The following is a 13,612-nucleotide window of genomic DNA, read 5'->3' as shown; positions in this document are numbered from 1 at the left end:
ATTTTAGACACATTTTAAAAGAGGAATAGAAAAAGGGCTTGATTTCTCAGCCCTAACATTATTTTTGCATATATAGTTGAAATAATTTCGTTTCTTCATCAATCGAACTCGCTCGATCAAAAGCCGCTCTAAGCGTCTTTGTATTGTTCAATCGCTCATAAAGCATAGTCAATACAAAGATGAATGCCGCATTCCCATCAATGTAATCATCCGGCGCTACATAGGACATGGCACCTGCTTCTAAAAAGGCATCCGCTAGTTTTTTCTCACCTAGTGTGCAGCCTGTAGAAATAACGTGAACCCCTTCTAACGAAGCATATCGCTTGATTTCATCCACTCCAAAAGCAGCTCCTCTAGGCTCCCCATCTTCATATACATCTTCCCCTAATTCCGGCATGAGAAATGCTCCTTCTTCCCCATGAAACGATAAAAGAATGTAATCGATTTCTCCTCTATTTTTTCCAGATAACACATGGATCAGGTCATTTGGTCTTCCGATCCATTGCATATCGACTTTCACACCGAAGTTTTCAAGTGCTGCACGCAGCGCAAAAGATTCCAGCTCACTATTTGGTCCTGCTGCTAACATAATGCGCATCGTCTGTTGATCCACTTTTATCCCCTCCAGATTATGCTAAAAATAAAACCATTTTTTCCTCATCTGCATATGTATAATCAGGCCATTTTAGTGCTTTTTCTTCAAGTGCGTATGACTCAAATCCAATAGAGCGATACAGGCGTTTGGCTGAGTGATTGGTCGTCACGACTGATAAATACATTTGCTCGATGTCATGTCGTTCTCCGGCGAATGAAAGAACTTCTGTCATCAAGGCCTTGCCTACTCCTTTTCCGCGGGCACCCGCCGTTACATACATCGCTGCTACATTCGCTCGGTGCTTTAATTTCTGCAAATTTTCTTGGATGAGCGTGACCATGCCCACAAGTTTCCCTTGATCAAAGGCGCCAAAGGTCCACATCAATTGTACAGAAGCAAAACGAGCTGCGTATTTTTCTATTGTACCGATTTGCTCTTCTTCATAACTCATCGCAAAGCCCTCAGGATGTAATCGCAGTGCTTCTAGTCTCAATGCGGCATATTCTTCAGCATCATCTGGTGTTAACAATCGAATATTCAGAACATCGCCCCCCAACAGAATGATTAATACGTCCAATTTTATCTTGAAAGGAGATTTTGATCAAAATGTTTCTCCTGAAAATAAAAAGGCATCCCCTAAAAGGATGCCCCCTCCATTACCACTTACAGCGTTTCACTGGACGGCAGCAAGGGTTTTTGATATCACTGCCGCAATCGTATTCTTTCACGATATACTCGTTATGAGTCGACTCAGTGACAGGATAGTAGTTTTCAATTCTTTTGATGTTTTTGTTGACGTTTGTGATATGAGTTGGATGAATTTTTCTGATGGTTTGTTCATTCGTTCTTGTGTTGACAATTTGACGTGTGGGGAAAACAACCGTTTCATCTCCTCCATGGTTTCCTCTGCGAGGTCCAAAGAAAAAATCATCTAATCGATTCCGGCTCATCTCAACACCCCTTCAATTTGTCTTTCACTTACACTCTATCGTATGTAAGAGACGCCATTCGTGATTAGATGCTTGTCTATTTTTTAAAAATTCCGCTATTCATCTCGTATTCTCTTTCTTTACAAAAGGGTGATTTTAACATATTATACAAATGATATTTTGTGATAGAAGAAAATGTGCCCCATAGCCTTCCCACTCATCATCAAACACGAGGTGAACGATTTGATCAATACGACACAACCAATCGAACGAAATAAGCTAGACATTGCACTTGAACTGACTCAAATGCATTTGAATCGATATGAAACGAATCATCCTGATCAGCTGAGTGAGGTTTATGCGAAATACTATGCACTGCTTGAAGTGCTGGATTTATCTTCTTATGATCAATTGATTGATTTATTGCCAGATGAGCTAAAACAGACGCTTGAGTAAAAAACCCTCTATCCACATGGGATAGAGGGTTCTCTTTATACTCGTGCTGCCATATCGGTTTCGATTTGTTCTAAGCTTCTTCCTTTTGTTTCCACTAGTACAAAGCGGGTGAACAATAGTCCGATTAAGCAGATGACACCAAATGAGGAGAAAATGACCCCGAAGCTGAATTTGTCTGCCAGGATAGGGAACACGAGTCCAACGGCTAACGATCCCGTCCAGTTAAAGGCAGATGAAATACCTGCGCCGATACCTCTGACAGAAAGCGGGAAGATTTCGCCGATGATGATCCAAGTGATTGGTGCCCATGAGAAGGCGTAGCACAAGATAAAGCAGCAAAGTGAAATCAATGTTACCCAGTTTAAAATCCCTTCACTAACGCCAAGTGCACCTAATGCGGCTGGTGCAAAGAAAGAAAGGGCCATGCCCGTTCCCCCTACAGTGAGAATCGTTCGGCGGTCGAACCGGTCAACAAATTGTAAAAAGATCACGGTGGTGACGACAAAAATGACACCGACAATGACTGTAAAACCTGCGGCAACCTGAGGTGCAAGCCCTACATTTCGAGCAATACTCGTTGCATAATACACAATAGAGTTCGCCCCTTGAATTTGCTGAAGGGTCGCCATCCCAACCCCGATGAAAAGAGCCATTCTAAATTTCTTTTGAAACAACTCGCGAATACCAGAGCGTTCTTCTTTTGCGACTTCTAAAATTTCCTGCATCTCTGCTTCGATTTCCTCATGAGAAGAGCGCAGTGATCCTAATACTTCCCGTGCTTTATGAGCCATTCCGTGTTTAATTAAATATCTCGGAGATTCAGGAAGCTTCAGCATACCAATATAAAGCACGATGGCAAATAAAGCGGCACTACCGAGCATCCAGCGCCAGCTGTCTGGAATAGGTTCAAACACAAATGCGACAATATAGCTCAGCAATAGTCCGCTCACGATCATGAGCTGATTGAGCCCGGACAATTTCCCGCGAATTTTAGCAGGAGCAATTTCAGACATGTATGCCGGCACCAAAGATGAGGCTGTACCAACGGCTGTTCCTAAAAAGATACGTGCAATGGTTAGTGAAATCTCTTCTGGTGCGATAGCTGATCCGATCGCTCCGACAAAAAAGATAACAGATGAGACCAAAATAAGCTTTCTGCGGCCAAATTTATCCCCTAAGAGACCGCTTAAAATGGAGCCGATGATCGCCCCGCCCATTAATGAAGAGACGACAATTCCAAGCCATAATGGGCTGAGCTGAAATTCTTGCTGAATATGCCCTTCTGCCCCTGCAATAATCCCAATATCATATCCGAATAAGATGCCTGCAAAGGACCCGAAAAAGAAAATAAATTTGCTTGACACTTTTTTCTCCAAGTGGATGACCCCCTCACTTAATTAACCGCTTTCATTTCATCCCGTGCTTCTACTGTAATCAGTAGAAGACCTTTCACCCTTCTATAAAACCACATATTCTGCACTCACAAGCTTTGCAAAATGAACAATTTGATCAACCGTTAAATTGAGGGATACGACTGTATGATGACCCCCGCCTTGCTTAATCCACGCTTTGACGCCATCCTGAAAATTCGGCTTGATTTTCCAAAGAACACGTGCAACCGGTAAATGAGGTGCTACTTCCTCCGGCTCAAAGGCTTCGACTTCTTGTATGAGCCATTTGAAATGAGTCCCAAAGTCAGCAATAGAAACAACAACACCTTCCCCTGCTTTTCCATCAAACACAAGACGAGCTGGATCCTCCCTGTTTCCGATTCCAAGCGGAGATACGACAATGACAGGTTTCGTATGGGCGAGCGCCGGATCTACTTCTAACATATGAGATTGCAGCACTGCTTCCTGTCCAGAGGTCATTTCATACGTGTAGTCCTCCATAAAACCAGTGGATTGATGATGACTCATCACTTTTAATAACCGGTCCAGCGCAGCCGTTTTCCAATCGCCTTCACCCGCAAAGCCATATCCCTTTGCCATTAGCCGCTGTACCGCAAGTCCTGGCAGCTGTTTCATTCCATGTAAATCTTCAAAGTTTGTCGTAAAGGCATTGTACCCGCCTTCATCTAAAAAGCGTTTGATAGCGATTTCATAGCGCGCTTGCACCTTCACACTTTTTTCCCATTCTTCAACTGAATACGTCCCATAATCCACATCATATTGCGTTAAATACTCTGCAAATAATGCATCTACCTCTGCTTCTTCTACTGCATTCACATATTTGACAAGATCGCCTATACCAAAGTAATCAACGGTCCACCCTAACTGAATCTGGGCTTCGATTTTATCACCTTCTGTGACAGCCACGTGGCGCATGTTGTCACCAAACCTAGCCACTTTAATCTGAAAGCTTTCATGATAGGCAGCTGCCACGTCCATCCAATCAGCGATTTGCTGCTGCACATCCGGCTTAGACCAATGACCGGCAACAATTTGATTTTGTTTATTTAGACGTGCATTGATATAGCCATATTCTCTGTCTCCGTGTGCCGATTGATGAAGATTCATATAGTCCATGTCGATCGTGTCCCACGGAATCTTTTCATGATACTGTGTGACAAGATGCAAAAGAGGCTTCTGCAAAAGATTGGTCCCGCGTATCCACATTTTTGCCGGTGAAAATGTATGCATCCACGTCATGACGCCGACAACCTCATCACGATAATTGACCTCTTTCATCAGCTTTGTGATTTGATCCGCGCTGACAGCTAGCTCCTGCAAGATCACTGGATAAGGAAGTAAACCGCTCTCATTTAAGGCATCTGTCATTTTTTGTGCATCTGCTTTTACTTTCTGTAGTGCTTCATCTCCGTATAAATGCTGTGATCCGACAATAAACCAGCATTCTTTATGTTGACTTGTTAACATAGGTATCCCTCTTTTCTTTATCTTGAAGGTTTTTGTCCGTAATACGCATGTTCGCCGTGTTTTCTTAAGTAATGTTTATCTAAAATTCGCTGCGGAAGAGGCTCCGCGTATTCATTTAATTGCTTTGCGAATAAATTCATTTTGGCGACTTCATCTAAAATCACACTGTTTGTGACCGCACTTTTTGCATCTTTCCCCCACGTAAATGGGCCGTGGCCTTGAAGCAAAACACCCGGCACCGCCATCACATCTAGGTTTCTTTTCTCAAACGTTTCGATGATCAGCCGGCCCGTTTCTACCTCATAACCGCGATTGACTTCTTCTTCTGTCAGAAATCGAGCACACGGAACAGCGCCGTAAAATGTATCGGCATGTGTTGTGCCCATTGCCTGTAAATCGAGACCTGCCTGTGCCCAAACGGTTGCCCACATGGAATGGCTATGTGAAATACCGCCAATTTCCTCAAAGTGTTTGTAAAGGACAGCATGTGTTGCTGTATCTGATGAAGGGCTGTATTCCCCTTCCACTACTTCACCGTCAAAATCGACCACAACCATGTCTTTCGGTGATAATTGATCATACGCTATCCCGCTAGGCTTAATAACAAATAGACCGCTGTCACGATCACACGCGCTGACATTGCCCCATGTGAATTTCACAAGTCCGTATTTTGGTAAATCTAAATTGGCTTCGTATACTTCTTCTTTTAAGCGTTCTAGCATACGGTTGTCACTCCTTTCTTTGGCATCAGATGTGCTACTGCCGCCTCTTCAATCGGAAGGCCGTCTTGATAGCGCTTTAAAAATTCGCCAAAGCCTTTGACATCAAGCGGATCGGGTTCTATCAGTTCTTCTGATGTATGGGCAAACACTTGATGCGTGAGAAATTCAGCCAATGTTTGCTTTTGATGATGGATCATATAGGAAGCGAGGACAGCCATTCCAAACGCACCGCCTTCTCCCGCAGTGGAAACGACTGATACAGGTGTATTAAGCGCTGCCGCCACCATTTTTTGACCAACGAGCGGTGTTTTAAATAACCCTCCATGTGCTAATAAACGATCAATCACAACATGTTCTTGTTCTTTTAAGCGATCCATCCCTATTTTCATTGCGCCAAAAGCAGAAAAAAGATGGGTACGCATGAAGTTAGCCAGATTAAAGCGGCTTTCAGCTGATCTGACAAAAAGAGGTCTTCCTTCTGGCAGTCTTGTAATATTTTCACCAGAATAATAGCCATAGCTTAAGAGTCCGCCGCCATCTGGATCTGCTTCTAACGCCTGCTGCAATAAAGCTTCGTACACCTTTTCTGATGCTACTTGCATACCCAATGCGTCAAATGCCTCTCTGAAGATATTCATCCAAGCATTTAAGTCACTTGTACAGTTGTTCGCATGAACCATTGCGACTGGCAGTCCGTCCGGCGTTGTGACCATATCCACTTCTGGATATACACCCTTTAGCTCCTGCTCTAGCACAATCATGGCAAAAACAGATGTCCCAACTGAAATGTTCCCTGTTCGTTTTTCTACACTGTTTGTTGCCACCATTCCCGTTCCGGCGTCACCTTCCGGGGGGCAAAATGGAATGCCTGGCCGCAAATGTTTGCCTTGATCTAAAATGGCTGCTCCTGCTGCCGTTAACACGCCAGCCTCCTCACCTGCTAAATAAACACGCGGCAGAAGATGACGAAGCTTCCACGGATAGCCTTTTTCTGCGATCAAGTCTTCAAATTGATGGAGCATTTCTTCATTGTAATCTTTCGTTTGTTCGTCAATTGGGAACATACCTGACGCATCCCCAATGCCAATGGCCTGCTTTCCTGTTAACAGCCAGTGAATGTATCCTGATAGGGTGGTCATATATTCTAAACGGGAAAGATGTTTTTCCTCTTCTAATATGGCTTGATACAAATGGGCAATGCTCCATCTTTCTGGAATATGGAATTGGAAAACATCCGTCAGTTTTTGACTCGCCTCTATGGTTGTTGCATTCCGCCATGTGCGAAATGGAACGAGGACCTCTCCTGTATGATCACATGCCACATAGCCATGCATCATCGCTGATACCCCAATTGAGCCAATGGTTTGAATGGTCACGCCATACCTTTGCTCGACTTGCTCTTTCATCTCTCGGTACGCTACTTGAAGACCTGTAATGATATCAATTAAGTTGTACGTCCAAATACCTTCCTGAAGAGAACTTTCCCATTCAAATGCACCTTGGGCAATTGGCTGAAACGCTTCATCTATTAAGGTAGCTTTAATTCTTGTTGAACCAAATTCAATCCCTAAAGATGTCCGTCCTTCTTTTAAGGCTTTGGTCGTCTCTTCATGATTCATTCTGCGTTCACCTCCATGATTGATAGCGGTTTCAATTTTAATTTTCTAGATTCATTGATTCTCTGTGCACATTCACAATATAATATTTGTACGTACATATGTCAATAATAAATATAGTTGTACATACACAATACGACAAAAACCTGCACTTTTCTAAAGCTGGGACGTCAGAAAGGGAAAGCGCCTGTTTTTGATTCGACAACCATGTTAAAATATGTCCATACAATTTCTTCTCAATCCGAGTAGATGATCAACTGAGAAAGAAGTGAAACGATGAAAAAGAAGTACCAGATCATTATCGATGATATAAAAAGCAAAATACTTACAGGAGATTACCGGATCGGGGAACGTATTCCAACTGAATCAAGCCTGCAGGAGATGTATCAAGTGAGCAGGCATACAGTTCGAAAAGCCATCTTAGAATTGTCGAGCGAAGGTTTTTTGCGAAGTGAGAAGGGTTCAGGCACATTTGTGACCAATCAATATCAAACAAAGCCTGCGGGACATGCGCATATGAAAACGATTGGGGTTATCACGACATACATATCCGATTACATTTTCCCTTCCATCATTCGAGGCATTGAAAGCCGATTAAACGAAGAGAACTATTCTTTGTTACTGGCGAGTACAAATAATGATGTAGAACAGGAGAAAAAAGCGCTCGAAATGATGCTGTCCTTTGGTGTGGACGGACTCATTGTCGAGCCAACGAAAAGTAATTTATATAATCCAAACATCTCGTACTATTTATCTTTTAAAGAACAGGATGTACCGCTCATTATGATCAATGCTTATTATGAGCAGTTAGAGGTTCCTTTTCTCTGTTTGGATGATGTGAAGTCCAGTTATTTAGCCACAAAAGAGCTGATTACCTCGGGGCATCAGCAAATTGGGCTCATTTCAAAAACAGATGATTTACAGGGAAAGTACCGAATGAAAGGCTATATTCAAGCGCTCGGTGAAGCGAAGCTTAATTTTCTGCCTGAGCACGTCCTCTTTTTCGATACAGAATCGAAGCAACATTTGGGGGATGATATTAAAACTTTCTTATTAATGCATCAGCATGAGCTGACTGCCCTTGTTTGCTATAACGATGAGGTTGGATTAGAGGTTGCCAATGTATGCAGTGACATCGGGCTGTCCATTCCAGAGGATCTCTCCATTATTGGACAGGATAATTCATATATTGCCCAGAAAAATGCCCATGTGAAGCTGACAACACTGACGCACCCTCAGGAGCAAATGGGCCGGGATGCAGCAGACTGGATGATTAAAAAGGTGCAAGGGAAGAAAAATCTCCCTCATCAAACCTTTTATGAACCTGAATTGGTTCCAGGAGAAACGATCAAACAAATACATGCAAGAAAAAAATGAGCCCTTGCCGCAAGAGGCTCATTTTTTATATGATTAGATCTCTTCTTTAGGAGTAGGCACTGCGCATACGCCATCTGCACATGCCGCTTCAAATGAATTAGAAGCCGCTTTATCAGCTTGAGCTGCTTCTTCTGTCCAAGCCGTTTCAAGTGCACGCAGGAACGTATCGGCTGGCTGTGCACCTGCCACTGAATACTTGTCATTGATCAAGAAAAACGGAACAGCATTGATACCAAGCTGTCTCGCTTCTTGTTCGTCTTTTCGGACATGATCGGCAAACTCTTCGCCGCCTAAAATTTGCTGTACTTCCTGCAAATCAAGACCTGCTTTTTCTGCAATGTCTAAAAGGGTTTGACGATCACCAACATGCTTTCCATCTGTAAAGTATGCTTGAAACAGCTCTGCCATGACGAAATCGCCTTTCCCCATTTGACCAGCATATTGCGCCAATCGATGGGCATCAAAGGTATTTGTCAACACGAGTGGATCAAATTGAAAATCGATTCCTTTCTCTTTGCCGGCCTGCTTCACCTGCTCATTCATCGCCATGGCCTGGCTGCGGCTCATCCCATATTTTTTGACGAGCATATCATGGACATCATAATTGACCTCAGCAGGTGCATGTGGATCAAGCTCAAAGCTTTTAAACTCGATTTCTACCTGTTCCTTTTGAGGGAATTGTTCTAGCGCTGTTTCTAGTTGTTTTTTTCCTATATAACAAAAAGGACAGGCGATATCTGACCAGATTTGCACTTTCATGTTCATCTTCCTTTCGTGTTTACGCTTTTTCTTTAACGATGTAACAATTATAGTTACATCAAATCGGTTATGTCAAGATTCTGATCTTGATTGAAATGAAAAAGCCTCTCCTTTTAAGAAAGGAGAGGCTTTGAAAATGACTATTCTAAATTTGCATGGTGACCATACATTGTCTGTGTGTCGAGCTTTTTCATTTCCATTAGCCGCAAAATAACCGCATCGTATGTCAGAAGAAGCGACTGCTCAAATAGCGAGCCCATTGGCTGAATGGTATGATGGCTTCCTTCCTGTTGATCCTTCGGCGCACCTGACAGTAAGATGACTTCATCCGATAGATCAGCTAGAGGTGACTGAGCAGAAAGCGTAAAAGCTGCCACTTTTCCGCCAATTGCTTTTGCCTTTTTTGCAAGGACAAGCAAAGTCTCTGTACGGCCAGAGCCGCTCCCGACAATCAAGAGATCTTCTTCTGTAAAAGAAGGTGTATTGGTTTCACCGATCACATACGCCTTGACGCCAATATGCGTGAGTCTCATGGTAAATGATTTTCCCATCAAACCAGACCTGCCAGCCCCTGCCACAAAGACCTTTCTTACAGCTAAAATGCTTGAGACAAGCCGCTCTGCTTGTTCGTCTTGAATAGCGGGCGAGTGCTCAGAAAGCTCATTCAAAATGGCTTTCACATAGTCACTGGTTTTCATGATTGTGCGATCAGCTGCTTCATTTGTGCGGCCACTTCTGCTTTATTGTCCTGGCTTGCGATACCACCGCCGACAATAATCAAATCAGGATTTAATTTCACGACTTCAGGTAACGTATCAAGCTTAATTCCGCCTGCAATCGCTGTTTTCGCTTGTTTAACGACTTGTTTAATGGTCATAAGGTCAGCAAATGAGTTTTGACCAACCGCTTGCAGATCATAGCCCGTGTGCACACAAATATAATCGACTCCAAGTTCATCCAGCTCTTTTGCCCGGCCAGCGATATCTTTGATACCAATCATATCCACTAAAATCTGTTTCCCTCTTGCTTTCGCTTCTTTCACGGCTCCTTGAATGGACATATCTTCTGCCGCTGCAAGAATGGTCACGATATCTGCTCCAGCTTCAGATGCCTGCTGTACTTCATAACCGGCCGCATCCATTATTTTCAGATCGGCGAGTACACGTAAGTTTGGAAATGCCTGTTTGACTTCTTTAACGGCACGCAAGCCTTCGTTGATCACAACAGGTGTTCCAATTTCGACTACATCGATCGATCCTTCTACTTCTTTAATCAGCTCAATCGCTTCTGGTATATTCACTAAATCTAATGCTAATTGTAATTTCATGAACGCTCACTCCTATTTTTTCATTTCATCTTCAAGAGCTCCGTGGATAGGGCTTCTTGCACGATGAAATGAGTATAACAACAGGATGGAAGCAATCCAAGTACGCACTTTTTTTTTACATACTATACTTTTTCGCATATGGTTACAAAAAAGACACTGTCTTTTCGACCAGTATGTCAGCGAGCGCACAAACCCTCGCATTCGGTGTCATGTCTGTGTTCTGATGCCGCTCCGGTACTCGGCCTTCCTAGACTGCAAAGGTTTTCAAGTCACGCTAAAAAAAAGACAAAGAGCTAAAATAAAGTGATTTTAGCTCTTTGTCTACATCGGTCATCTTTCTATTTATCATCCTTTAAAAAATTGCTGTCGAGATACTGTTTTCCCCAATCATACATCGCTTCTAAAATCGGCATTAAGCTTTCTCCTAGTTCTGTGAGTGAATACTCAACCTTTGGCGGAACGACAGGATAAACCTCCCGATGCACAATGTGATCTTCCTCTAATTCTCTTAGCTGATTGACAAGCATTCTTTGCGTAATCCCAGGCATTAACGACTTTAGCTCACCAAACCGTTTTGTCCCTTCTCTGCCAAGGTGCCATAAAATCAGCATTTTCCACTTACCGCCGATAATATTCAGCGTCAGCTCTTTTTCGCAATTGAACACTTTATTTTCCATACGTGATGACAACAACATACACTCCTTTCATTACAAACCATTTACCCTTTATCATATACTGCGGCAAAATGGATTGCCTAACATACGGTCTTCGTTATTGATTTTGTTTTTTGACAAAAGCCATCACAGCCTTTGTCATATCTTGCGCTTCTTTTGGCGCCCTGTCTGATCCAAACCATTTATTCAAGTCACTGTGGCTCAGCGAATGAACCCGAAAAACAAACCGAGAGCCTTTATCATGATTCAGTTTTTCTGCAAATCGGTACACCTCAGGATTTTCCCAGCCTGTAACCAAATAGACTGGAGGTACATTCTTTTGATTCATATAAGTGACAGGTGATGCCTTTGTCCAATTCTCCTCTTGTTTGCCAAAGACTTTTTTGTACGATGGGATGGCTTGTATAAATTGATTGAGGTTTAACGGTCCGTCTAGAACAACAATGGAATTGATCGTTTTTGGCGACAGCCCCACACGTTTTAAGTAGGTTGAATCTGTGGCAACCAGCGCCGTCAAATGACCGCCCGCTGAGTGACCCATGACATTGATTTTTGATGAATCGATTTGATATTCATACGCATGATCCTTCACCCACTTAATGGCGTTTGCCGTATCATCTGCCATCTGCTCGTAGTTGGCATCAGGATGAAGCCTGTAATTCATTGAAACAAACACATACCCTTGACCGGTAAAATAATCAGCCTTTGAAGCGACTCTATTCTTATCGCCGCCTGTCCAGCCGCCGCCATGGAGATAGATCATGACGGGATGCTTCTTCTTTTTGTCTTCATCTTTTCCCTTTGGCATATATATATCCAGTGTTTGCTGTTTGTTTTGTGTGTCTGCATAATGGATGTTCGTCGTCGGCTTAGGCTGGTTGAAACGGAACACAAAGAATGCGCATACCAATAAGCCAGCGATGACTGCCGCAAATAAAAGCCATTTCATCATTCGATTCAATGTCATTGCACCTTTCTATGTTGGGATGGAGAAGCATGATTCGCACATATGTAGAGAGACTAGCCCGATTCATTTGATACGACTTGTATGACTTGAACCGTTTCACAATAAAAAGAAAAATACTGTTCTTCATAATCTTCGACAAAGTAATTCAAATATTCCCAGCCTCTATCCAAAAGTTGAATGTTCAAAAAAAGATAGGAATCGTTTGTTAACTCCAAATCTTTGATTTGAACAGAAGAAACGTTGGTGAATTTCAGATGAATGTCTGCTTGTAGATTCGGGGATTCATATGGGATGTGCAGAACAATACAGTTGATCAAGTCGTAATGTTCATTATACTCTTTAAAGTAATGAAATTCATTGATTTGCTTTAGATGGTTGATATTGAAATCAGGGATTTGTTTCTGGATTTTTTCATTTAAAAACCATGTCATCATTTGTCCTCCAAGAGGTTATTGTATAAGTACAATGATTCGTTTTCTTGTTTCTTCATGGTACTGGATATAGGCATGTAATAAAAATTAAACGATTTGAGGACAATGCTCTTCAAATGACTGACGCAGAAAGTTTAACTGTTTTTTCGGTATTCGTTTATGATCGATCACAAGACTCGAGCTCCCCGCAACAAGTGCAATAAATAAAATTATCGGACCATATAACAGTATCTTCTTCAAAAGAGACGATATCATCTGGATAAGCGGACTGAAATATGTATTGATAACATTGTTTAATAACTTTAATAGGGTTTCTGTTTCCGATGTGAAGTTTGTTTAAACCTTCTTAAAAAAGGATAATCGTATTTAATCAGAGTCTAATTTATATTAATATTTATAGATTTCCAGAAATATTCTCTTCATTTTAAAAAGGGTAGCTTTACTTACCTAAAGCTACCCTTTTAATTACTATTTTATTAGCAAATAAATTCCTGTGAGTCGAAACATGCTTTTTTGGATTCTATCGCGATCAGCATACAATTTATGTCAAATAGAAAATTTGCATTTGAATCAAATTCTTCAAGAAGTTCATTTTTAAGGTTCCCTATTCCATTAGGGTGGTAACTGCATTCAAAAATCTGCCAATTCATCTCTTCTTCTATCAATTCTTCAAATCTATAATTACCTTCACCCCCATTATAATAAAGACTTGCCACATTCATAAATCGTATTTCATGTTGAGTAACTTTATTTAATTCTGATACTTTTACGCTCAGTACTAATTCTTTATGAAACAAATCAAATGTGACTCCAAGTACATTACAACCCCCATCTAGATAATCGATCCATTTTTCTACACTACTAAACAACTCATTCACTC

The 13,612-nt window shown here is 42.0% G+C and carries 16 protein-coding genes; 2 read left to right on the top strand and 14 right to left on the bottom strand.

Annotation, left to right across the window (positions count from 1 at the left end; translation table 11 throughout):
- Positions 1-58: 58 nt before the first annotated feature.
- From ACQYAC_RS04295 to ACQYAC_RS04285, 3 genes are all read right to left on the bottom strand, one after another.
- Positions 59-613, bottom strand: a complete 555-nt coding sequence (locus ACQYAC_RS04295) for a delta-aminolevulinic acid dehydratase (protein ID WP_429942809.1) — start codon at positions 611-613, stop codon at positions 59-61.
- 16 nt (positions 614-629) lie between these two features.
- Complete coding sequence (locus ACQYAC_RS04290) at positions 630-1,151, bottom strand: N-acetyltransferase family protein (RefSeq protein ID WP_429942808.1); 522 nt, start codon at positions 1,149-1,151, stop codon at positions 630-632.
- A 100-nt stretch (positions 1,152-1,251) separates the two neighbouring features.
- On the bottom strand, positions 1,252-1,545 hold the full coding sequence (locus ACQYAC_RS04285; protein ID WP_044139542.1) for a CotD family spore coat protein: 294 nt from the start codon (positions 1,543-1,545) through the stop codon (positions 1,252-1,254).
- Positions 1,546-1,767: 222 nt separating this feature from the next.
- On the opposite strand from ACQYAC_RS04285, the gene ACQYAC_RS04280 reads away from it, so the two are divergent.
- Entirely contained in the window at positions 1,768-1,980 is a 213-nt protein-coding gene (locus ACQYAC_RS04280; protein WP_044139544.1) for a hypothetical protein, read from the top strand.
- Positions 1,981-2,015: 35 nt separating this feature from the next.
- On the opposite strand, the gene ACQYAC_RS04275 is transcribed toward ACQYAC_RS04280, so the two are convergent.
- The 4 genes from ACQYAC_RS04275 to ACQYAC_RS04260 form a co-directional block, all read right to left on the bottom strand.
- Complete coding sequence (locus tag ACQYAC_RS04275) at positions 2,016-3,356, bottom strand: sugar porter family MFS transporter (protein ID WP_061408677.1); 1,341 nt, start codon at positions 3,354-3,356, stop codon at positions 2,016-2,018.
- An 81-nt stretch (positions 3,357-3,437) separates the two neighbouring features.
- Positions 3,438-4,859 carry an L-arabinose isomerase gene (gene araA, locus ACQYAC_RS04270; RefSeq protein ID WP_429942807.1) on the bottom strand — a complete coding sequence of 474 codons (1,422 nt, stop codon included), beginning with the start codon at positions 4,857-4,859 and terminating at the stop codon, positions 3,438-3,440.
- 17 nt (positions 4,860-4,876) lie between these two features.
- Entirely contained in the window at positions 4,877-5,581 is a 705-nt protein-coding gene (locus ACQYAC_RS04265; protein ID WP_429942806.1) for an L-ribulose-5-phosphate 4-epimerase, read from the bottom strand.
- Complete coding sequence (locus ACQYAC_RS04260) at positions 5,575-7,200, bottom strand: xylulokinase (protein WP_429942805.1); 1,626 nt, start codon at positions 7,198-7,200, stop codon at positions 5,575-5,577. The genes ACQYAC_RS04265 and ACQYAC_RS04260 overlap by 7 nt, the downstream gene beginning before the upstream one ends.
- A gap of 273 nt (positions 7,201-7,473) precedes the next feature.
- On the opposite strand from ACQYAC_RS04260, the gene ACQYAC_RS04255 reads away from it, so the two are divergent.
- Positions 7,474-8,574 (top strand): substrate-binding domain-containing protein, encoded by a 1,101-nt coding sequence (locus ACQYAC_RS04255; RefSeq protein WP_429942804.1) that lies wholly within the window; start codon positions 7,474-7,476, stop codon positions 8,572-8,574.
- A gap of 33 nt (positions 8,575-8,607) precedes the next feature.
- On the opposite strand, the gene ACQYAC_RS04250 is transcribed toward ACQYAC_RS04255, so the two are convergent.
- The 7 genes from ACQYAC_RS04250 to ACQYAC_RS04220 all read right to left on the bottom strand — a co-directional run bounded on the left by ACQYAC_RS04250 (position 8,608) and on the right by ACQYAC_RS04220 (position 13,601).
- Entirely contained in the window at positions 8,608-9,333 is a 726-nt protein-coding gene (locus ACQYAC_RS04250) for a DsbA family oxidoreductase (RefSeq protein ID WP_061408689.1), read from the bottom strand.
- Positions 9,334-9,473: 140 nt separating this feature from the next.
- Entirely contained in the window at positions 9,474-10,031 is a 558-nt protein-coding gene (hxlB, locus tag ACQYAC_RS04245) for a 6-phospho-3-hexuloisomerase (RefSeq protein ID WP_429942803.1), read from the bottom strand.
- Positions 10,028-10,660, bottom strand: coding sequence for a 3-hexulose-6-phosphate synthase (hxlA, locus tag ACQYAC_RS04240; RefSeq protein WP_003216301.1), 633 nt, complete (start codon positions 10,658-10,660; stop codon positions 10,028-10,030). Before hxlA ends, hxlB begins: the two co-directional genes overlap by 4 nt.
- A 338-nt stretch (positions 10,661-10,998) precedes the next feature.
- Entirely contained in the window at positions 10,999-11,355 is a 357-nt protein-coding gene (locus ACQYAC_RS04235) for a winged helix-turn-helix transcriptional regulator (RefSeq protein WP_029708013.1), read from the bottom strand.
- A gap of 76 nt (positions 11,356-11,431) precedes the next feature.
- Positions 11,432-12,301: an alpha/beta hydrolase gene (locus tag ACQYAC_RS04230; RefSeq protein WP_429942802.1), complete on the bottom strand. Its 870-nt coding sequence runs from the start codon at positions 12,299-12,301 to the stop codon at positions 11,432-11,434.
- A gap of 53 nt (positions 12,302-12,354) precedes the next feature.
- Positions 12,355-12,732: a hypothetical protein gene (locus tag ACQYAC_RS04225; RefSeq protein WP_429942801.1), complete on the bottom strand. Its 378-nt coding sequence runs from the start codon at positions 12,730-12,732 to the stop codon at positions 12,355-12,357.
- Between the two features lie 476 nt (positions 12,733-13,208).
- A complete protein-coding gene (locus ACQYAC_RS04220) occupies positions 13,209-13,601 on the bottom strand; it encodes a YxiG family protein (protein WP_429942800.1) in 393 nt (130 codons plus the stop codon).
- Between the last annotated feature and the right edge of the window lie 11 nt (positions 13,602-13,612).

The organism is Bacillus sp. MM09(2025) (assembly GCF_050496725.1).
Taxonomy (GTDB): Bacteria; Bacillota; Bacilli; order Bacillales; family Bacillaceae; genus Bacillus; species Bacillus pumilus.
This window is presented reverse-complemented; position numbering and strand designations above follow the sequence as displayed.

Excerpts from the sequence above, each read along its gene's own strand:
- ACQYAC_RS04230 (WP_429942802.1), bottom strand. The coding sequence starts at position 12,301 with ATGACATTGAATCGAATGATGAAATGGCTTTTATTTGCGGCAGTCATC.
- ACQYAC_RS04265 (WP_429942806.1), bottom strand. The coding sequence starts at position 5,581 with ATGCTAGAACGCTTAAAAGAAGAAGTATACGAAGCCAATTTAGATTTA.
- ACQYAC_RS04250 (WP_061408689.1), bottom strand. The coding sequence starts at position 9,333 with ATGAAAGTGCAAATCTGGTCAGATATCGCCTGTCCTTTTTGTTATATA.
- hxlB (WP_429942803.1), bottom strand. The coding sequence starts at position 10,031 with ATGAAAACCAGTGACTATGTGAAAGCCATTTTGAATGAGCTTTCTGAG.
- ACQYAC_RS04260 (WP_429942805.1), bottom strand. The coding sequence starts at position 7,200 with ATGAATCATGAAGAGACGACCAAAGCCTTAAAAGAAGGACGGACATCT.
- ACQYAC_RS04285 (WP_044139542.1), bottom strand. The coding sequence starts at position 1,545 with ATGAGCCGGAATCGATTAGATGATTTTTTCTTTGGACCTCGCAGAGGA.
- ACQYAC_RS04225 (WP_429942801.1), bottom strand. The coding sequence starts at position 12,732 with ATGACATGGTTTTTAAATGAAAAAATCCAGAAACAAATCCCTGATTTC.
- hxlA (WP_003216301.1), bottom strand. The coding sequence starts at position 10,660 with ATGAAATTACAATTAGCATTAGATTTAGTGAATATACCAGAAGCGATT.
- ACQYAC_RS04255 (WP_429942804.1), top strand. The coding sequence starts at position 7,474 with ATGAAAAAGAAGTACCAGATCATTATCGATGATATAAAAAGCAAAATA.
- ACQYAC_RS04235 (WP_029708013.1), bottom strand. The coding sequence starts at position 11,355 with ATGTTGTTGTCATCACGTATGGAAAATAAAGTGTTCAATTGCGAAAAA.
- araA (WP_429942807.1), bottom strand. The coding sequence starts at position 4,859 with ATGTTAACAAGTCAACATAAAGAATGCTGGTTTATTGTCGGATCACAG.